Raw genomic sequence first — 19,024 nt, forward strand, 5'->3', positions numbered from 1 at the left:
CCGCGCCCCCGGCACCGGCCGGGAGCCCCCCGGGCACCGTGCCCGGCCCCGCCCACCGACCCGACCTGCACCGACCGGCACCACCTCACGACAGGAGAGCACCCGATGGACGAGAACACCCGCTACCAGGTCCTGCGCAACGACGAGGAGCAGTACTCGCTGTGGCCCGTCGACGTGGAGGTGCCCGCCGGCTGGCACCCCGTCGGCAAGGAGGGCACGGAGGCCGAGTGCTCCGCCTACGTGGACGAGGTCTGGACCGACATGCGGCCGCGCAGCCTGCGGGAGCGGATGGAGAACGCCGGAGCCTAGCCCCCGGGGCCCGGGGGGGGGGGGGGGGGGGGGGCCCCCCCCCCCCCCCCCCCCCCCCCCCCGCCCGGCCCCGCCCCCCCCCCCCCGCCCCCCCCGCCCGGGGGGGGGGGGCGCGGGCCCCCGGGGGGGGGCGGGGGGGGGGGGGGGGCGGCCCCCCGCGGGCCCCCCCCCCCGGGGGGGGGGGGGGGGGGGGCCCCCCCCCCCCCCCCCCCCGGGCCCGCTTCCCACCGAGGAGACCCATGACGCCCGAACTGCGCACCGAACGGCTGGAGTTCCTGCCCTACCGGCCGAAGGACGAGGACGCCTTCGTCGGCCTGCTGCGCGACGAGGAGGTCTGCCGCTGGATGGGCCAGGAGCGGATCCCCGAGGCCGACGTCCGCGCGCTCTTCCGCGCCATCCTCACCGACGTCTACCCCACCCGCCGCTTCGACGTGTGGGGCCTGTGGCACGAGGGCGCCTACGTGGGCCACGCGGAGGTGAAGCGGACCGGCAACGTCGACGGCCACGAACTCGTCGCCGCCCTCGCCCCGTCCCACTGGGGCAAGGGCCTGGGCTCGGAGGTGGTCCGCGGCCTGCTGCGCCACGCCGCCGACGACCTCGGCCTGACGGAGGCCTACGGCATGGTGGGCGCGGAGAACACCGCCAGTCTGGCCCTCTGCCGCCGCCTGGGCTTCCGGCACGTGCGCGACGTGGTCGGCGACGACGGCACGGTGACGCGGATGCTGGTGGTCGCCACGACGGACCCCCGGCCCTGAACCGGGCGGACCGGCGCCCGGGAGCGCACCGGGCCGTGCACTGGGGCTGCGCCGCCGCCGTGGACGCGTTGTAATACGGACGTGGTCGGTGAGGGCACTACGAGACGCGCAACGCGAACGCTGCGTGCCGAGACGGCCCTCAGGGCGATCGCGGCCGACCAGGAGTCACCCGGACGGGTGCGCCGCGTCCTCGAACAGGCGCTCGTCTTCGCGGACGCGGCCCTCGCGGCCGTGTACACCCCCGCCGACGACGGCGAGCTGCTGTGCCTGGCGGAGTCGGCCGGGGTGCCCAGGGCCCTGTACGGCGTACGGGACAGCTACGCCCTCGACGGCGGGTCCCCGGCCGCCCGGGCCCACCGCGAGGACCGGCCGGTGTGGCTCGGCCCCGACGAGCTCGCCGCGCCCGCGCGGGCAGGGCAGGTGCCGGTGCGGGACTTCTCCGTCGCCGCCCTGCCCCTGCCCGGCGCGGACGGCGGGGGCTGCCTGCTCGCCGTCAGCGAGCGGCCCGGCGGCTTCGGCCCCGAGGAGCGCACGTGCCTGGAGCTCGTCGCCGCGGCCGTCGCCTTCCCGGTCCCGCCCGCGGCCGCCGAGAGCGCGGAGCTGCCGCCGTACGCCTTCCGCCTCGTCATGGACACCGGCCGCGTCCGCGTCGGCGACGGCATCCTGGACCTGTTCGGCCTGGCCCCGGCGGAGTTCGACGGCCGCGTGGAGACCCTGCTGGGGCTGACCGTGCCCGAGGACCTGCCGTCGCTGATGTCCGTGGTGGAGGCCGACCACATGTCGATCGGCGACCGCGAGCTGGAGTTCCGGGTGCTCCAGCCCGCCGGGCCGCCGAGGTGGCTGCGGCTGAGCGGCCGCCTGCTGCCCGGCGGCGAGGGCCACCCGGCCCGCATGGTCGGCACCGTCGTCGACGCCTCCACCCTGCGCCCGGGCATCACCGACGTGGGCCGCGTGCAGCGCCTCGCCGCCGCCCTGGCCACCGCCGTCACCGTCCGCGACGTCGGCGAGGCCGTGGTCGCCGCCCTGCGCCGCCCGCTGCGCGCCGACCGGATCGCGCTCGCCGAACTGGAGAACGACCGGCTGGTCGTCACCGTCCTCGACCCGCCGCAGCCGGAGGCCTGGCCCGAGCTGTGGCGCACCGAGTGGCGCACCGAATGGCCCGACGCCCCCGTACGGGCCATGCCCACCCTCGCCGCCGCCCTGCGCGAGGGCCGCGCCCGCATCTGGCCCGCCGGGACCCCGCTGGAGCCCGCCCTCGCCGACGTCGGCCGCGGCGGCCTCGCCGTCCTGCCGCTGCCCGCCGGCAACCGCATGGCCGGCTGCTGCCTGATCGGCTGGGACAGCCCGCACGACTTCGGCCCCGACGAACGCGCCCTGCTCACCGCCTCGGCCGGCCTCGCCGGGCAGGCCCTGACGCGGGCCCGCGCCTTCGACGCCGAACACGAACTCGTCGGCATGCTCCAGCGCCAGCTCCTGCCGCGCCGCCTGCCCCGGCTGCCGGGCGCGGTCGCCGTCGCCCGCTACCTGCCCAGCACGGCCGGCCTGGAGCTCGGCGGCGACTGGTACGACGTGATCCCGCTGCCCGACCACCACGTCGCCCTCGTCATCGGCGACGTCCAGGGCCACAGCGCGGGCGCCGCCACCCTCATGGGCCAGATGCGCACCGCGCTGCGCGCCTACGCCGTCGAGGGGCACCCGCCGGACGTGGTGGTCTCGCACGCCAACCGCCTGCTGACGGACATGGAGACCGACCTCTTCGCCACCTGCGCCTACGTCGACCTCGACATGGAGGAGGGCTCCGCGTGGTGCGTGCGCGCCGGGCACCTGCCGCCGGTGCTGCGCCACCCGGACGGCAGCACCGAGATCGCCGAGAGCGAGGGCGGCCCGCCGCTCGGCGTGGTGGCACAGGCCGAGTACCCGATGAGCCCGCTCCGGCTCCAGCCCGGCGCCGTGCTCGTCCTGACCACCGACGGGCTCGTCGAGTCCGCCGCCGTCGACATCGACGTCGGCATGAACCGCCTCGTCCGCCAGCTGGCCGCCGCCGACCCCGCCCACCTGGGCCAGGTCGCCGACACCCTGCTCGGCGACGCCCCCCGCAGCGACGACGTCGCCCTGCTCCTGATGCGCTACGACGGGATGGCGCTGCGCCCGCTGCGGGAGAGCTGGACGGTGTGGCGGGTGCCGCAGGCGGTCGGGCACGCCCGCCGCTTCACCCGGCGCACCCTGCGCTCCTGGGGCGTGACCAAGGGCGTCGACCCGGCGCTGCTCATCGTCTCCGAACTGGTCACCAACGCCCTGGTGCACACCGACGGCCGGGTCCGCCTCGACCTCACCCTCCTCCACGACCGGCTGCGCGTCGCGGTCGCCGACGCCTCGCCCCGCACCCCCGTCAAACCGACCAGCATCGGCTGGGAGGCCACGGGCGGTCGCGGCATCCTCCTGGTCGAGGCGATGTCCGCTACCTGGGGGACCGTGCCGGCCAGCGGCGGCAAGCAGGTGTGGGCGGAGATGCAGGTCGAGCGCCGGGAGCCCGGCCCGCCGGCGTAGCCGGACACGCCGGGACCCGGGCCCGGCGACGACCCGCGCCCGGCGGCACCCCGCGCACCGGACCGGGGGACTAACCCAGCCGCTTCAGCAGCTCGTCGGCGAGCGGAGCGGAGGAGGCCGGGTTCTGCCCGGTGACCAGGGTGCGGTCGACGACCACGTGCGGCGCCCACGGCTCCCCGGCCCGGACGACGACACCGGCCTCGGTGAGGCGGTCCTGCAGCAGCCACTTCGCCTTGCCGGCCAGGCCGCCCTGGATCTCCTCCGCGTTGGTGAACGCGGCCACCTCGTACCCCGCGAAGGCGTTCCGGCCGTCGGGCCCGACGGCCGCCAGCAGCGCGGCCGGACCGTGGCAGACGACACCGAGCGGCGTGCCCGACTCCAGCGCCCGGACGAGCAGCCGGCCGGAGTCGGCGTTCACCGCGAGGTCCTCCATCGGACCGTGCCCGCCGGGGTAGAAGACGGCCGCGTAGTCGTCGAGGTCGACCTCCTCCAGCGCGACCGGGTTCCGCAGGCCGGTGAAGGCGTCCAGCGCCGCCGCGACGCGGTCGGCGTTCTCCTGCCCGCCGTTCACCTCGGGCGCGAGCGAGGCCCGGTCGACGGTGGGCACGACCCCGCCGGGCGTGGCGACGACGACCTCGTGACCGGCCGCCGTGAACGCCTCGTACGGGGCGACGGCCTCCTCGGCCCAGAACCCGGTCGGGTGGAGCGTGCCGTCGGCCAGGGTCCACCGGTCGGCGCCGGTGACGACGAAGAGGATCTTCGACATGGTGGTGCTTCTCCTTGCGTCGGACGATGCCCCGACGGTACGGCGGCCGGCCTCCGGGTTTCCAATGCCGGATCCTATGGCTGCCATAGGATTCCGCATGGCTCGTGTCCTGCTGATCTTTTCGTTAGTCGGGTGGGTTTGGTGGGTGGAGGGTGAGGCCGGTGGGGGTGAGGAAGGACCAGGGCAGGCGTGGGTTGTGGTCGATGCGGTGGATGCCTTGTTCGGCGACGTCGGCGAGGTGGTCGCCGGCGAGGTTGGCGAGCTCGCGTTTCTTCAGCGCGGACCACAGCAGTTCCACCGGGTCGAGCTCGGGTGCGCAAGCCGGTAATCGCTCCAGGGTGAGCCAGTCCTGTTCGGCGGCCCGGGTCCGCATGGCCCGGCTCCAGTGGGCGGACAGTCCGTCCCGGACCAGGACCACCCGCTCCCCGCGGTAGAACACCTTCATCTGCTCCAGGACCTCGACGAGTCCGGCGGTGTCGTAGCTGCCGGGCTTGAGGTGGAGACACAGACGCGGCCCGCGCTCGGGGCCGGCGGCGTGACAGTCGAGAGCCGCGGCCATCCAGGCACGCTTCCGGCTCAGCCGATGCCGCAGCGTGGGAGTCTGGCCGCGGGGCGCGTAAGTGCGACGGACCTGCGGCAGGAGCGACACACCCGATGCGTCGAGGAACGTCGGAGCCGGCCGGTGCGGCGCCGCCGTGGCGCTGAGCGGCCTGCCGAACGTACCGGAAGGTGACACCGGCCACGAACGCCGCGACGAAGCCATTGCCGTGTACCGCGACCGTCGACGTGTAGGTCGGCAGCGGGATGACCAGCCCGATGATTCGCCGGGACTGGTCGGTCATGGGGTTCGCGCGCTGGGCGCGGTTCGTCAGCCAGGCGAGCAGCGCGCCGATCAGGGTCCCGATGACGAGGGCTTTGACCGCGAACGGCACGGTGGTGGCCAGTGCCTCCGATGGTGTGCGCTTCTCAGCCGTCGACCCGGCGAGAATCAGCGCGAACAGGAAGATCGGTGAGACGATGCCGTCGTTGTGGCCGCTCTCCACGTCGAGCACGTTGCGCACCCGCGCCGGGATCCGCCGGTCGCGGACCAAACTCTCGGCGGGAGCGAAGTCGGTCGGGGTGACGACGCAGGCGATCAGCAGCAGCATCGCGGCCGACAGTTCGGGCAGCAGCACGCCGCCCAGCAGGGCTGTCGCGCCGAGGCTGAGGGGCAGGGCCACGAGCAGCAGACGGGCAGCGGAGCCCGGGTCTCGGCCGAACAGCCGCCCGCCCCGCAGCTCGGTGGCGTCCACGAACAGCAGGACTGCCAGGATGATCTCGGCCACGTGCTGGGCGATCTCGGAGTTCAGTGCGACGGCGATCTCGCTGTGTGTGAACAGACCGGTCACCACGCCTGCGAGCACCAGCACCGGCGATGCCCGTACGTGCAGTCGCTCCAGCCGCCCGGCGAGAAGCGACCAGCCGGCCGTCACGGCAGTGATCACGATCAGGACTGGGATCAACAAAGGAATGTCGTCTTCGAAGCGGAACGGGCCGCGAACACCCTGCTAACCCGCTGAGCGAGGGGGTTTCCGTAGGCGCGTCTTGTACATCTTGAGCACCGCCTGGATGGCCGCAGGCGCCGCAGTGCGCCCGTCAGTGCTGTGGACCGGCCGGGTTCCTTTTACTGTGCGCCAAGGCGTGAGCAACAAAACTAAGCTGATCGGCGCCACCGCCCAACTCGCGGCTTCGAAACCAGGTGATTAGGCGAATGACAGGCTTTCCCCTTTGTCGGCTGCGCTGCCGGACCATTGCTGAATCACTGCTCAAGCTTTCACGGTATGACTATGCCGAACTTCCAGAGGTAGATCCCTGCCAGCGCCGTGATGATCAATAGCACCGCCGTGGTGAGAATGATATTGCGCCGCCGTACCCTGGGATCGAGTGCGCGCTGGGCGGCTTCGGTGACCTTGCGCCGGGTCCAGCGTAGGACGATCTGTGCCCAGGCGAATTCGGTTGCCCAGATGGCCATGCCTCCGAAGACCACCAGCCAGCCCGGGCCGGGCAGTACCAGCATCGCGATGCCGGCCCCAATTACGGCGAGGCCAACGACGAAGATTCCGACCTGCCAGCCCAGGCGAAGCAAACTTGACTTCTGGATGAACCCGGGGGCCCGCGTACCCAGTTTTCGCTCCGCCGCCCGATCGTCCCCCGCGGCGGAATCAGCGGTCACCGTCGCGGCGACCATCTTCTGCTTGTCATTCTCCGCGTTCATGAAGCCCAACCCATCGGAACCGAGACCTTCACCGAAATGGAGGTGTGACCCAAAGGGTCACACGTGAAAACGAACGACTTGAAGCATCGCAAGGATGGATGCGGTGGTGGACACCTCTGTGCGGAAATGGACTTGAACGAGTGCGAGTGCCTCGCGCGGCCGACCAAGCGGGGTCAATACAACGTCACCGGGAGCGTCGCGGGGCCGCGCAGGTTGATCCGGCCGTTCCACGTGACGTCCCCGGCCAGGGAAATACGAGGGAAACGGTCCAGCAGCCGCTCGAACACCACTCGTCCTTCCAGGCGCGCCAGTGCCGCGCCCAGGCAGTGGTGGGGGCCGGCCCCGAAGGAGACATGGTGGCGGGCGTCTTGTCGGTCGACGCGCAGCTGCGCGGCGTCGTGGCCGAAGTGCCGCTCGTCCCGGTTGGCCGAGCCGAGCAGTGCCATGACGAAGGAGCCCGCCGGGATCTCGACACCGCTCAGCACGGTCGGTTCCAACGTGACACGACCGCTCGCCTGCACAGGGCTGTCGTAGCGAAGGAACTCCTCGACGGCTCCTGGCAGGCGAGTCGTGTCGGCGAGGAGTGTCTTCATCTGATTGGGGTTGCGCAGCAGCGCGGCGGTGCCGTTGGCGAGCAGATTCACGGTGGTCTCGTGGCCGGCGATGTACAGCAACAGCACCTGAGCGACCAGTTCCTCCTCGTTCAGGACGTCCCCGCCTTCCTCGGCGGTGATGAGCGCGGTGAGCAGGTCGTCCTCGGGATGAGTGCGCTTCCACGCGATCACTTCGGCCGTGATGCCGACGAGTTCCTCGTGCGCCGCCTGGACCTTGCTCATCACTTCCGGATCGACCACCGGTTCCAGCGAACGGACGGCGATCCCGCTCAGCTCGCGGATCCGGGCATGGTCGGTGGGGGGCGTACCGAGCATCTCGGCGATTACCGCGAACGGCAAGGGAAAGGCCAGTGCGGAGACCAGGTCCACGCTTCCCGTGACGTCCATCCGGTCGAGCAATCCATCGGTCATGTTGCGGATTCGGGGCTCGAGCGCGCTGATGGCCCTGGGCGTGAAGGCCTTCTGTACGAGGCGACGAAGGCGCGTGTGGTCGGGCGGATCGCGGTCGAGCATCGACATGCTGTCGGTCGGCTGTAGGGCAGCGTGTGCTGTCCGATCCTGCTGTCGGGTCTCCGGGCCGGTCACGTTTCGCAGCTCAACGGAGGCGCCGGAGCGCAGCAACGTCGAGACGTCGTCGTAGGTGGACACCACCCAGAAGCCGAGCGGGTGCTCATGTACGGGGGCGCTCTGCCGTATGCGCGCGTACTGCGGATAAGGGTCGTCGGTGAACCCCTTTGCGAACGGGTCGAACAGCGAGGGCTCGTTGCACTCCGAGTGCGCCGGGGCGGCTGAGTCGCGGGTCATCGTGCGGGCCTCTCGTGCGGTGCGGCGTGGTCGGTGCCCTTGCGGGGCGCGCTGCGGGAGCGGTCGCGGCGGCGAGATACACAGGGTCTGGAACCAGGGCGCCTGGTCCTTGAGGTGGACCAGGACCGCCGGTCAGATCCTCGACTGCATCTGCCGCTACTGCTCACGCATCTCCGAACCGCCTCACTGGTGCCGGCTGCGGGGCGGTCGTCAGTCTTCGAAGGCGGGGCGGTTGTCGGCTGGTGAGGGGCGGGGTCAGACGGCGGCGATGTCGATGGACATTTCCTTGAACGCTTTGGCCAACAGTGCCGACATGACCTTCTTGCCTGTCTGGGTGGCCAGCACCTTCTGCATGGCGGTGCGCATCATCGCGTCCCCGCGGCTTTGGGGGACGAACGTGGTCAGGCCCTCGGTGCGGGCGGACTTCTGCTGGAGGGTCATGAAGGGGCGCAGTTTCTGGTCCCATTCGCGAAGGGCGCGGGGGGTGTTGTTGGGGTTGCGCTGGAGGAGGGTGCCCAGCAGGTCGGCGCCTGCCATCGCGGTGGAGGCGCCCATGCCGGAGTAGAGGGTCAGGCACCAGGCGGCGTCACCGAGCAGTACGATCCGGTCGGTGTGCCAGGTGTCCATCTCGATCTGGTGGGCGGAGTCGAAGATGTAGTCGTCTGCCTGCTCGAACTGCTGGAGCAGGTGTTCCAGGACGGGGCCGGTGGGCTCCGGTCCGAAGGCGGCGCGCAGGGATGCGATGGGCGGGCGGCGGAACTGGGCGTCCTCGTTGTCGGTGCGGTAGTTGAACAGCAGTCCGGGCCGGTGGTCGGTGAAGGGGAAGGTCCACACCGAGCGCCCGGGTTCGGCCAGGACGATGCCGTCCTGGGGTCGGTAGCCGGGAACGGGTTCCTTCATGATGGTGGCGGCGACGATGTGGTTCAGCGGGCGCATGAACTGGCTGTCGGGGCCGAACGTGAGGCGGCGGATGGTGGAGCGCAGGCCGTCGGCGTCGACCACGAGGTCGAAGCGCTCGGTGGTGGGCGAGACGTCGTCGCCGGTGGTGGTATGCAGGGTGACGTCGACTCCTGCGGGGTGTTCGTCAAGGGCGGTGGGCGTGGTGCCATAGCGGATCTCGGTGCGAGGGGCAACGGTGTTGTAGAGGGCGGTCTCGATGTCACCGCGCAGGATCAGGCGGGGGCCGCCGGGCAGGTCGCCGTAGCCCATGCCGGGACGGCGGCGTCCGTCCCGTCTTACGTCGTAGGTGATGCTGGTGGAGTCGGTGCGGTTGCCGATGGCGTCGAGGATGCCCATGCGCTTGGCGGCGGCGCGGCCGGTCTCGAAGAGACCGATGAAGTAGCCGGCGGCGCGGCGTTCGGGGGCCCGTTCGACGATGACGGGCTCCCAGCCGATCTCGTACAGGCGCATCGCCGTGGCGAGGCCGCCGATGCCCATGCCGACGACCAGAGCTCGGGGTGCGGGATTGCTCAAGGGGTGTCTCCTCTTCCAGGCGGGTCTGTGGCTGCGGGAATCGCTACGGGTGTGGCTGCCGGGGTCGCATGGGGACGGTGGGTGCGGCGGCGGGGTCCTGCCCGGTGGGCGTGGTGGAGGACGGCGGATCGCGTCCAGGAGGTGGAGCAGCCCTCCAGGACGTCCGGTCCGGGGGAGGGCTCGGCTTCCGCTCCGTCGGCCGAGGCTGCTCGTAACCTGCGTCGTCGAACTGTGATGGGCCGGTGGTCCGGTGCCGTGCGGAGAGTTGGGGCCGGCGGCGAGGAAGACGGAGGCGTTGGCGGCCGGTAAGGGGATGTCGTCACTGCCCGGTGTCGAGGCGTGCTGCCACTTCGGTGGCTGCGCGCTGGCCCGAGAGGATGGCGCCGTTCATGGTGCCGGATGTCTCGTCGGCTGTTTCGGTGCCGGCCCAGTGGACGCGTCCGACCGGCTGGCGCAGGTACGGTCCGAAGGTGGTCCATGTCTTCGGCCCGACTGCCGGGTTCGGCCCGCCGGGTGCGAAGCTGTCGTTGCCCCAGGAGAAGTCGGTGTAGTCGATGGCGTGGCGGGCCGGCTCACCGTACAGGTGGATGAGGTGCCGCATCACGCGGCGGCGGCGCTCGGCCTCGTCGTATGCGTCGAACCCGCGTGCGTCACAGAAGACCATGAGGATGCCGGGGCCGTCGGCGTCCGGGCTGACGTCGAAGGTGAGGAAGGCGGTCTCGTCGTCGGACATTCCCTCTCCCGAGAGACCTTCGCTTCGCCAGAAGGGGCGGTCGTAGGCGACGAAAGCCTTGCTGAGGGCTCCCAGTCGCCAGCTGCGCGAGAGCCCGTAGTGACGCTCCGGGAGTGCGGGCGTGAACTCGATGGTCGATCGGTGTGTCGGCGATGCCGTCACGATGACGTACCGGGCATCGATGGTGTGGTTGCTGGTCTCGACCGTGACGCGTTCTCCGGCCGTGGTGATGCGCTCCACCGGGGAGGCGAGGAGCAGGCAGTCTTCCAGCGTGCCGGCGAGCCTGCTGACCAGCGTGTGCATCGTTCCCAGCATCCGGTCCTGCTGGTCGCCGCCCTCGACGGCGAGCATGTGCTCGATGCCGCCCAGGTTCTTGATGTACCGCATCACGTTGAACAGTGACACCTCGCCGACGGGTGCGCCCCAGTGCACCAGGCTGAACATGTTCATGAACTTGCGGGTGTCCTTCAGGGCGTGCTTCAAGGTCAGCCATTCGCCGAGCGACATCGAATCGAAGTGCTCGGCATGGGGGTGTTCCCAGGGGGACGAGACGGGAAGGCCGTCGACCATCTTCTGCAGGGTGCCCATGATCCGCGTGAGGTCGAGCATCGCCCAGGGCGCCATGGACGTGGCGCTCTCGATCCTGCGCTTGCCTCCGAAGGACATGACGCCCTTGCCCGGCTGGGACTGGGGCACGAACTCGCAGCCGAACCGGCGTGCGAGGTCGCGTACCGCGGTGTGACCCGGTGCGACCCAGGTCGCTCCGGCATCGACGGGGACGCCCGCGACCTCGACCGTGTGGATCCGTCCGCCGACGCGGTCACGGCCCTCGATGACGACGACGTCGTGCCCGGCTCGGGAGAGCTGGTCCGCTGCCGTGAGTCCTGCGAGCCCGGCTCCGACGACGACGACGTCGGCGGATCGGGTGCTGGCACTGTTCATGGTCGCGCTCCGTTCGTGTGCGGCCTGCCGGCCGTCTGGTTCCTCCGCGAATTACTGTACTGACATGTCAGTACAGTTTTCAAGGCGGTGAGTCACCCATCGGTACGAAGGGGGAAGGATGCGACGGAGACCGCCCCATCTGCCGGCGCCTCCGGTGGCAGGGCTGTCGCCCGGACGGCGGCGGGCGCCGTGTGAGTGCACGCCCGCTCACGATCGCGGCGGACAAGACGGTCCCGCGCATCGTGCTGCCGGACACGGCGGCCGAGCTGCGACCGGCGTCGCACCGGCGGGCGCGGATCGCGGGCGCGCAGGCCTTCGTCCGGGCCGGGTGGTAGGCGCGCCCTTCGCCGTGGTCGTCGATTGCTCAGGGCGCCAGCGGGTGCTGCCGGGCTGCACGTCTTCGGCGTGGGGTCGGTGACGATGACGTTCACTGGTACTGCCGGGATCGCTGGAGCCCTTTTCGCCGTCACCGCACCCCGGCCGTCAACAGTTCGTCGGCACCAGGGCCGCCGTCGCCACCGGCCTCGCCAACGCCGGGGCTGCTCGTCCTCGGCCTGGGCCATGGCAGGGAAGTTCGCCTCCGCCGCACGCTCACATCGAGCCCGTCATGATCATGTTCGGCCGGCCCGAGGGCAAGGGCGGCGGTGCGGACGCCTTGAAGGCCTCCTGCGAACCCGGCGCCGTGCTTTTCCTGCCAGGGATAGGTGTGTTTCTGCGACTTCCTGCGCCGGTAAGGCCGGATCGGGGCCCGCCGTGCACGAGGTCATCGCTCGACGAGCTGACAGGGCGGGCGTGTGCACAGCCAGGCGGCGCCGGGCTGGGAGGTCGACGCGGCGCTAACCGCCGGGGGTGGTGAGTTTCTCCAACTCGGTGCGCAGGGCGGCCAGTTCGGTTCGGTCGGGCTTGAGTCCCCATCCGGTCATCAGCCCGGCGCCGTCGACGGCGTTGAGGATGACGGTGCGTGCTCCGACGGAGAGTCCGTCTTCGGCCATCTCGGCCTTCCAGCGTGCACCGTCTTCGGCGACGATGTCGGCGACCCCGGGGGCGACAGCGAGGGCGGCCAGGAGGAACTGCCGTTCGCCGACGGCATCGATCTCATCACCTTCCAGCGATGCGCGGATGTAGGCGCGCGCCAGACGCCCTGGCTCCCGGCCGTCCTCGATGCGGTCCTGCACCGCCTGACGGAACTGGGCGAGCACATCGTGGGCCAGGGCGATCCACATCGCGTTCTTCGAGCTGTAGTGGTAGATCACTGCTCCGCGGGTCAGCCCGGCCGCGGCCGCCACGTCGTCGAGGGTCGCCCGGGCTCCCTGGGCCACGACGACGCCCCTCGCGGCGTCAAGGATCAACCGCTTGGTGTTCTCCGGACCTCGTCCTGCTGTGCGTCCCATTGCTCTCTCTCATGTGCAGTAGCGACATCGTTCGGCGACCAGTGTGCCCGGCCACAACGCGACCTGATGTCGATCGCTGACCTGTCAGGGGCAGGGGGGTCATGCTCGCAGGGCGGCCTGTCTGCGGTTGCTGCGCCTCGTCAGCGTCGCCGGGATGGTGGCCAACAGATCACCGACCCCTCCGGCGAGGGTGGCCACACGGCTGCGTCCCTCGGCCCTGGTGCTGAACTCCACGGCCCGGGCCGTGATGCTCTGCGCCGTCCTGGCGAAGGGCCGGACCTCGGCCTCGAACCGCGCGAAGGCCACAGTGACGTCATCGGTGTCCCGCAGGGACTCGGCCAGCACCTTGGCACCCGGCAACGACGCGTGTGCCCCCATGCCGGACACCGGGTCGATGCAGTGCGCGGAGTCGCCCAGGAGCACGACCCGGCGGGTGTACCAGCGCGGCAGCCGCACCTGCGAGAACCGGGTCAGCTTGGTGTCCTCGGACTTCCGTGCTGCCGCCGCGACCGCGCGCAGGTCCGGGCCCAGGCGCTCGACCATGTCACAGACCCGTTCGACCAGCATCGCCTCGTCCGGCCTGGTCGAAGTCGGCACGGGAACAACCGCCATGACCGACGTCTGGTCGGTGTCCAGGAACGGGTAGATCAGCGACAGCATCCCCTCGCGGGACGCGATCACCGCACGCCCGTCAGGCAGGGGCACGTCGGCGTTGATCCACACGTGCGTGAGGCCGTTGCGGTACACACTGTGTGCTTCGGACGCCAACGTCAGCCGGCGCACCGTCGAGTGCAGCCCGTCCGCCCCGACCACCACGTCGAACGACTCCGTCGAACCGTCACTGAACCGGGCCAGGACATCGTCGCTACGGTGCTCCAACGCCTCCAGCCCGACGCCCAGCCGCTTGTGGACCGTGTCCGGCAAGTGCGCGAACAGCCTCGACAGCAGCACCGAACGACGAGCAAGGCGCCACTCGCTGTCACCGTCGATCTTGAGCTCGCGGACCTTGCGCGTGCCCCACCGCACCGACATCGCCGGCGCCGCGAAGGTCACCTGGTCGATGATCTCCTCGCCGCCCATGAGCCGCAACACCCGGGTCGCCTCGGCGTCGAGCTGCAGCAGATAGCTGCTCGGGTACGGCTCGACCTCCTTGTCGACGAGCACGACCTCCCATCCCTCGTGCTCCAGCCACCACGCCGCTGCGCACCCGGCCATCCCGCAGCCCACCACAAGAGCCCGCCGGCGAACCGGTCCCACGGCCTCGGATGCCATACACCCCTCCAAAACTAGTCTGACTTGTCAGTACAGTAACTGGGGAGGGTGATGGTGTGTCAATGCGGGTGGGGCAGCCTCGGCTGGAGGTGCAGCTCCCGTCCGAGGGTCCGGGGGCATATGCGGGTGGCGTACTGGGCGGCAGGCGAGGCGGCCGGACTCCCGTGAGCGTCAGGCCTCGCGTGAGCGCACGGGCGGTCAGAGGCTCTCGGGTCGACCTGGCCAGGTTGTACGCGTGCGGGACGGTCGGCGGCTGCATGCGCGAGAGGAGTCGAGTGCGGAGGCCGGCAGGGGCGGCACCCGGCGATGCGCAGCTGTCCGTCGTCCGGTCGGACGGGCAGGCAGCTGCCGGATCCAGGGATTCGAGCGCACCGGCACGGGCCATGCGGAGCCTTCCGTGCCTTTCGGTCGCACGGGAGGCATTTGTGTTGCGTATGAGACATGAATGTCTCACATGGATTAGTGTTGTCTCATGAGCTTTAATCGTGATCATGTGTTGCGTGCCGCTGCCGATCTGCTGACGCGCAAAGCCACAGCGACCACGGAAGAGGTCGCCCGGGCCGCCGGGATCAGCAGGGCGACGCTGAACCGTCACTTCCCCGGACGTGACGCCCTGGTGCGCGCCCTGGAGGCCCTTGGCATCGCCGAGTGCGAGGCGGCCCTGGACGCGGCCCGCCTGGAGGAGGGCACTGCACAAGACGCGGTACGCCGCCTGGTCCGCACCCTCGAGCCCTGCACAAGCCTGCTCGCTTTCCTCTACTCCGAAAACCAGCTCTTCGAGGGCGAGGAGCAGCACGCGGGCTGGTCCCGGATCGATGAGCGCCTCACCGCCCTGTTCCGCCGGGGCCAGGAAGCCGGCGAGTTCCGCATCGACCTCAGTGCGGTGTGGCTCACCGAGGCCCTCTACGGCCTGCTGGCCGCCGGCGGCTGGGCCGTCATCGAGGGCCGGGTGGCCCGCAACGACTTCACCCACATGATCGTCGAGCTGCTGCTCGGCGGCACGATGCGAAGGGACGCATCATGACCCATCCCCTGCGTACCGCTGAGCAGGTCAGCACACCACGGGCCCCGGGCCGCTGGATCGCCCTGGGAGTGCTGGTCCTGGCTGTGCTCCTCGTCGCGGTGGACGCCACCGTCCTCGGGCTGGCCACGCCCTACCTCAGCGAGGACCTGCAGCCCTCCGGCACCCAGCTGCTGTGGATCGGCGACGCCTACTCGTTCGTGATCGCCGGCCTGCTCATCTCCATGGGCAGTCTGGGCGACCGCATCGGCCGCAAGCGCCTGCTGCTGATCGGAGCGACCGCGTTCGGCCTGGTCTCGGTACTCAACGCCTACGCACAGACACCCGAGATGATGATCGTCGCCCGGGCACTGCTCGGTGTCGCCGGCGCCACACTGATGCCGTCCACCCTCGCGCTGATCCGCAACCTCTTCCACGACCCCCGTGAGCGCAGTCTTGCCATCGGTATCTGGAGCGCCGCCGCCTCGGCGGGTATGGCGGTCGGCCCGATCGTCGGCGGGCTGCTGCTGGAACACTTCTGGTGGGGCTCGGTCTTCCTGATCAACCTGCCCGTCATGGCGCTGCTGGTCGCCGTCGGGATCAAGATGCTGCCGGAATCGCGCAACCCCTCCCCGGGACCGTGGGACCTGCCCAGTGTCTTCCTCTCTCTGATCGGCATGGTCGGCGTCGTCTACGCCATCAAGGAGGCCGCCGCCGACGGGTTCACCTGGCCCATCCTCGCGGCAGGCGTGCTCGGTGCGGCCGCACTCTACGGGTTCGTCCGGCGCCAGCGCGCCCTGCCCGTCCCGCTGGTGGACGTCCGCCTGTTCCGCAACCGCGGCTTCAGCGGCGCCGTCCTGGCGAACCTGCTGACCATCCTCGGGCTGTCCGGTCTGCTGTTCTTCCTCTCCCAGTACCTGCAGCTGGTCCAGGACCGAAGGCCCATCGAAGCGGGCATCGCCGAACTGCCGGCCGCCGCAGGCGCGGTCGTGGCCGGTCTGATCGCCGGCGCCGCGGCACGGCGCTTCTCGGTGCGCGCGGTCGTCTCCAGCGGCCTGGCCGTCATCGGCCTGTCCCTGGCCGCACTGACCACGCTCACCCAGACCACCGGCTACCCCCTGATCGGCACCACCCTGCTGGTCGTCGGCTTCGGCGCCGGATTGTCGTTCACGATCACCTCGGACATCATCCTCACCGCCGTCCCCAAGGAACAGGCCGGCGCCGCCTCCGCGGTCTCGGAGACGGCGTACGAACTCGGCACCGCTTTGGGCATCGCTCTGCTGGGATCGGTCGTCACCAACATCTACCAGGACTTCGCCGGACCGGCCGGAACCCCGCCGGCAGCACACGAGTCACTGGCAGGAGCCGTCGTAGCCGCAGTCCACCTGCCCGCCGACGCGGCCGCCGCGCTGCTGCAGGCGGCACGCGAGTCCTTCGTCGACGGCGTGGCACTCGCCGCAGGCGTCGGCGCCGGCCTACTGCTCCTCGCCTCCGCCGTCGCCTGGTTCCTGCTGCGCGGCCAGAAGCTGACCAACGGACCCGTCCAGCACTGAGAAGTGAGAAGAACACTGGACGCCGCGCCTGCCGCCGCAGGCAGAAGCTGCACCGGCAGGCAGGCCCTGGCGGCCAGGGCCCGCGTCGCCGACGGCTCCGCCGCACAGTGGCTGGAGCTCACCGGCTGGGACCTCGTCCCGGTCGAGGAGAACCGCGATACCAGCCGCGGAGCCTACTTCATCCAGCGGGACCAGACCGCCCTGGGTGCCCCTGCACCGCAGGGGCACCCAGGGCACCGTTCCCGGCGCGTCAGTCCCGGCACACGAGCCAAGACGGCCCCGGAAACAGCCCGACGCTCGCCAACAACCGCCTCCAGTGCCCTGCCAACAGCAACCCGCTGAGGGGAAGACCATGAGCAATCGCCCCGCCGACATCACACGGACCTGCACCGACAAAGCCGGTCCGCACAGCATGCGGTTGTGGCTCCTGGCCCGCACCGGCGACCCCGTGGCGAAGCTCCTCGAGCCAGGCTTCCAAGGCGACGCCTATGCGCTGTACGAGCGCATGCGGTCCCGAGGACCAGTCCACCGCAGCCGCACAGGGATGCTTGCCATCCTCTCGTACGACCACTGCAGCCAAGTTCTCCAAGACGCCAGCTTCTCGATATGCGAGCCCGCCGCTCGCCCGGCCCGGATGCCCACGTCCACGCCACAGGTGGCCGAGGACAGTCCCGGCGGATCACGGGTGAAGGAATTCGATCAGGCATACGCAGCCGCCGCTCCGCTATTGCGGCCGGCACTGCACCGGTCCGCCACCCGCATCGACACCACTGCCCATGACCTGCTCCGCCGGCATGCCGACGCCGACTCCCTGGACCTGATCAACGACTTCGCCTTCCCGCTGGCCGTTGCGTGCCTCAGTGAAGTGCTGGACATTCCGGCGGCCTACTCATCACGCTTCGCCGAGATATGCGACCTCATCGGCAAACCCATCCACGGCACGCCCTCCAGGTCCACAGCCGAAGCAGCACACGATGCGCACGAAGACCTGGCGGCCCTGGTCATCCGGCTCGAACATGAGCGGCGACACAGCCCGGGAAGCGACCTGATCAGCCGGCTCACCGCTCCCCGCGACGCAGACAAGACAGACGTTGATCTCCGCAGCCTGCTCGAATACGTGCATCGGCATGGTGACCGTCAGGACCAACAGGAAACAGGTGGGGCCGGACGGCCAGGCATACCCTCCGGCAAACTGAATCTGGAGGAGATCGCCCAGGTCTGCAGCACCCTGGTTGTCTCGGGCCTCGACACCGCAGCCTGCCTCATCGGCAACGCGGTAGCCGCACTCGCGGCCCACCCCGACCAATGGCAGACGCTCCGATCAGCCCCGCAACTTGCGGGCAAGGCAGTCGAAGAGACCTTGCGTTTTGATCCTCCGCACCAGTTCACCCTGTGTGCGCCCACCGCGCGAGTGCAGATAGCAGGTCACGCGGTGCCGCCCGGCAACGGCATTCTCGTGATGCTCGCTGCGGCCCAGCGCGACTCGAACCGGTTTCCCGACCCTGCCCGCTTCGACCTCACACGAAGTTCCCAACCCAGCCCCCTCACTGCCGACGGCTCCATGAAACTCGCCGTCTCCCTGGCCCGGCTGACAGGAGAGGCCGCTCTCTGGACCCTGGCGAGCCGACTGCCGCAACTGCACCCGGCGGGGCAGGCAGTCCGCAGACCCGGGGGAGCCGTCAGCGGCTTCACCCATCTGCCGTTCCACACATCCACAACTGCGCCCCAGTCTTAGAGGGCGTCTGAAAAGCCTGTCAGCGGGCTGGTCTTGCGAGGCGGCGCACCAGAAGCATGGCCATGGCGAGGTAGATGGCGTTCTCCGAGCAGACCCGCAGGTACTCGTAGTCCTTCGACAGGCGGAGGCACCGTCCCAGCCAGGCGAACGTCCGCTCCACCACCCAACGACGCGGGACCACCGCGAACTGGGGCACTGCCGGCGGCGGTGTCCCCACCCGGGCCCAGGTCGAACGGAGACCACCGTCACGGCGCTGCACGATCTCCACGGTGATACCGGTGGCCTCCAGAGCCCAGGCGTGGAAGTCGGCACCGCGACAGCCCTGGTCCGCCCATACGTGCCGCAGGCGCGGAAAGGCATCGGCAGCCCGGGCGAACAGCACCACGGCGCCATCGCGGTCACCCACACTGGCCGGGCTCACGCACGTCACCAGGATGGTGCCGCGGGTGTCGACGAGCAGGTGCCGCTTGATGCCGCTGACCTTCTTGCCGCCGTCGTAACCGTGCAGGCCGCCACGTTCACTGGCCCGGACACTCTGGCTGTCCACGACGGCCGCGCTGGGAGTGGGATCCCGGCCGAGCTGCACCCGCTCGCGTTCACGCAGCGCCGTCAGCATCTCTTCCCACACGCCGTCCTTCTGCCGGCGTCGCCAGTAGTGGTAGACCGTCTGCCACGGTGGTAAGTCATGCGGCAGGAGTCTCCAGGCGCAGCCGGCCCGCAGCCAGTACGCCAACGCGTTGAGGATCTCCCGTCGCGTGTGCTTCGCCGGTCGCCCACCAGGTTTGACCGCCGGAACCAGCGGACGGAGGATCTCCCACTCCTGATCGGACACATCCGTCGAATAACGGGTACGCAGCCCGTACACTCCAGCCCCCG

16 protein-coding genes and 1 pseudogene are annotated in these 19,024 nt (G+C 70.5%); 7 read left to right on the forward strand and 10 right to left on the reverse strand.

Annotated features, from left to right (window positions below):
- The first annotated feature begins 105 nt into the window (after positions 1–105).
- The 3 genes from ACIF8T_RS27825 to ACIF8T_RS27835 all read left to right on the forward strand — a co-directional run bounded on the left by ACIF8T_RS27825 (position 106) and on the right by ACIF8T_RS27835 (position 3,611).
- Complete coding sequence (locus ACIF8T_RS27825; protein ID WP_155072829.1) at positions 106–309, forward strand: MbtH family NRPS accessory protein; 204 nt, start codon at positions 106–108, stop codon at positions 307–309.
- A gap of 239 nt (positions 310–548) precedes the next feature.
- Positions 549–1,064 carry a GNAT family N-acetyltransferase gene (locus ACIF8T_RS27830; RefSeq protein WP_400038842.1) on the forward strand — a complete coding sequence of 172 codons (516 nt, stop codon included), beginning with the start codon at positions 549–551 and terminating at the stop codon, positions 1,062–1,064.
- Between the two features lie 81 nt (positions 1,065–1,145).
- A complete protein-coding gene (locus tag ACIF8T_RS27835) occupies positions 1,146–3,611 on the forward strand; it encodes a SpoIIE family protein phosphatase (RefSeq protein WP_400038843.1) in 2,466 nt (821 codons plus the stop codon).
- A 70-nt stretch (positions 3,612–3,681) separates the two neighbouring features.
- On the opposite strand, the gene ACIF8T_RS27840 is transcribed toward ACIF8T_RS27835, so the two are convergent.
- The 7 genes and pseudogenes from ACIF8T_RS27840 to ACIF8T_RS27870 all read right to left on the reverse strand — a co-directional run bounded on the left by ACIF8T_RS27840 (position 3,682) and on the right by ACIF8T_RS27870 (position 11,197).
- Complete coding sequence (locus ACIF8T_RS27840) at positions 3,682–4,377, reverse strand: type 1 glutamine amidotransferase domain-containing protein (protein ID WP_400038844.1); 696 nt, start codon at positions 4,375–4,377, stop codon at positions 3,682–3,684.
- 124 nt (positions 4,378–4,501) lie between these two features.
- Entirely contained in the window at positions 4,502–5,140 is a 639-nt protein-coding gene (locus tag ACIF8T_RS27845) for a transposase (protein ID WP_400038845.1), read from the reverse strand.
- 7 nt (positions 5,141–5,147) lie between these two features.
- A pseudogene (locus tag ACIF8T_RS27850) lies at positions 5,148–5,861 on the reverse strand (cation:proton antiporter); the annotation flags it as partial.
- A gap of 329 nt (positions 5,862–6,190) precedes the next feature.
- The gene (locus ACIF8T_RS27855) at positions 6,191–6,631 is read right to left on the reverse strand and encodes a TIGR02611 family protein (protein WP_400038846.1); all 441 of its coding nucleotides are present in this window, start codon (positions 6,629–6,631) and stop codon (positions 6,191–6,193) included.
- 173 nt (positions 6,632–6,804) lie between these two features.
- On the reverse strand, positions 6,805–8,049 hold the full coding sequence (locus ACIF8T_RS27860; protein ID WP_400038847.1) for a cytochrome P450: 1,245 nt from the start codon (positions 8,047–8,049) through the stop codon (positions 6,805–6,807).
- Positions 8,050–8,304: 255 nt separating this feature from the next.
- Positions 8,305–9,522: an FAD-dependent monooxygenase gene (locus ACIF8T_RS27865; protein WP_400038848.1), complete on the reverse strand. Its 1,218-nt coding sequence runs from the start codon at positions 9,520–9,522 to the stop codon at positions 8,305–8,307.
- A gap of 319 nt (positions 9,523–9,841) precedes the next feature.
- Positions 9,842–11,197, reverse strand: coding sequence for a flavin monoamine oxidase family protein (locus ACIF8T_RS27870; protein WP_400038849.1), 1,356 nt, complete (start codon positions 11,195–11,197; stop codon positions 9,842–9,844).
- Between the two features lie 191 nt (positions 11,198–11,388).
- Here ACIF8T_RS27870 and ACIF8T_RS27875 point away from each other — a divergent pair, with 191 nt between their 5' ends.
- Entirely contained in the window at positions 11,389–11,532 is a 144-nt protein-coding gene (locus tag ACIF8T_RS27875; RefSeq protein ID WP_400038850.1) for a hypothetical protein, read from the forward strand.
- A 501-nt stretch (positions 11,533–12,033) separates the two neighbouring features.
- Here ACIF8T_RS27875 and ACIF8T_RS27880 read toward each other — a convergent pair.
- Positions 12,034–12,588 carry a TetR/AcrR family transcriptional regulator gene (locus tag ACIF8T_RS27880; RefSeq protein ID WP_392120568.1) on the reverse strand — a complete coding sequence of 185 codons (555 nt, stop codon included), beginning with the start codon at positions 12,586–12,588 and terminating at the stop codon, positions 12,034–12,036.
- A 99-nt stretch (positions 12,589–12,687) separates the two neighbouring features.
- Positions 12,688–13,860 carry an FAD-dependent oxidoreductase gene (locus ACIF8T_RS27885; protein ID WP_400038851.1) on the reverse strand — a complete coding sequence of 391 codons (1,173 nt, stop codon included), beginning with the start codon at positions 13,858–13,860 and terminating at the stop codon, positions 12,688–12,690.
- 472 nt (positions 13,861–14,332) lie between these two features.
- On the opposite strand from ACIF8T_RS27885, the gene ACIF8T_RS27890 reads away from it, so the two are divergent.
- The 3 genes from ACIF8T_RS27890 to ACIF8T_RS27900 all read left to right on the forward strand — a co-directional run bounded on the left by ACIF8T_RS27890 (position 14,333) and on the right by ACIF8T_RS27900 (position 18,148).
- A complete protein-coding gene (locus ACIF8T_RS27890) occupies positions 14,333–14,884 on the forward strand; it encodes a TetR/AcrR family transcriptional regulator (RefSeq protein ID WP_400038852.1) in 552 nt (183 codons plus the stop codon).
- Positions 14,881–16,413: an MFS transporter gene (locus ACIF8T_RS27895; RefSeq protein ID WP_400038853.1), complete on the forward strand. Its 1,533-nt coding sequence runs from the start codon at positions 14,881–14,883 to the stop codon at positions 16,411–16,413. Before ACIF8T_RS27890 ends, ACIF8T_RS27895 begins: the two co-directional genes overlap by 4 nt.
- Before the next feature lie 352 nt (positions 16,414–16,765).
- Positions 16,766–18,148: a cytochrome P450 gene (locus ACIF8T_RS27900; RefSeq protein WP_400038854.1), complete on the forward strand. Its 1,383-nt coding sequence runs from the start codon at positions 16,766–16,768 to the stop codon at positions 18,146–18,148.
- A gap of 19 nt (positions 18,149–18,167) precedes the next feature.
- On the opposite strand, the gene ACIF8T_RS27905 is transcribed toward ACIF8T_RS27900, so the two are convergent.
- Entirely contained in the window at positions 18,168–19,013 is an 846-nt protein-coding gene (locus ACIF8T_RS27905) for an IS5 family transposase (RefSeq protein ID WP_400038855.1), read from the reverse strand.
- Between the last annotated feature and the right edge of the window lie 11 nt (positions 19,014–19,024).

Source organism: Streptomyces sp. NPDC085946 (genome assembly GCF_044540485.1).
In the GTDB taxonomy this organism is placed as follows: Bacteria; Actinomycetota; Actinomycetes; order Streptomycetales; family Streptomycetaceae; genus Streptomyces.

Bases quoted from the DNA above. Each gene is read 5' to 3' on its own strand.
- ACIF8T_RS27825 (WP_155072829.1), top strand. From the start codon at position 106: ATGGACGAGAACACCCGCTACCAGGTCCTGCGCAACGACGAGGAGCAG.
- ACIF8T_RS27830 (WP_400038842.1), top strand. From the start codon at position 549: ATGACGCCCGAACTGCGCACCGAACGGCTGGAGTTCCTGCCCTACCGG.
- ACIF8T_RS27840 (WP_400038844.1), bottom strand. From the start codon at position 4,377: ATGTCGAAGATCCTCTTCGTCGTCACCGGCGCCGACCGGTGGACCCTG.
- ACIF8T_RS27845 (WP_400038845.1), bottom strand. From the start codon at position 5,140: ATGGCTTCGTCGCGGCGTTCGTGGCCGGTGTCACCTTCCGGTACGTTC.
- ACIF8T_RS27855 (WP_400038846.1), bottom strand. From the start codon at position 6,631: ATGAACGCGGAGAATGACAAGCAGAAGATGGTCGCCGCGACGGTGACC.
- ACIF8T_RS27860 (WP_400038847.1), bottom strand. From the start codon at position 8,049: ATGACCCGCGACTCAGCCGCCCCGGCGCACTCGGAGTGCAACGAGCCC.
- ACIF8T_RS27870 (WP_400038849.1), bottom strand. From the start codon at position 11,197: ATGAACAGTGCCAGCACCCGATCCGCCGACGTCGTCGTCGTCGGAGCC.
- ACIF8T_RS27880 (WP_392120568.1), bottom strand. From the start codon at position 12,588: ATGGGACGCACAGCAGGACGAGGTCCGGAGAACACCAAGCGGTTGATC.
- ACIF8T_RS27885 (WP_400038851.1), bottom strand. From the start codon at position 13,860: ATGGCATCCGAGGCCGTGGGACCGGTTCGCCGGCGGGCTCTTGTGGTG.
- ACIF8T_RS27890 (WP_400038852.1), top strand. From the start codon at position 14,333: ATGAGCTTTAATCGTGATCATGTGTTGCGTGCCGCTGCCGATCTGCTG.
- ACIF8T_RS27895 (WP_400038853.1), top strand. From the start codon at position 14,881: ATGACCCATCCCCTGCGTACCGCTGAGCAGGTCAGCACACCACGGGCC.
- ACIF8T_RS27900 (WP_400038854.1), top strand. From the start codon at position 16,766: ATGAGCAATCGCCCCGCCGACATCACACGGACCTGCACCGACAAAGCC.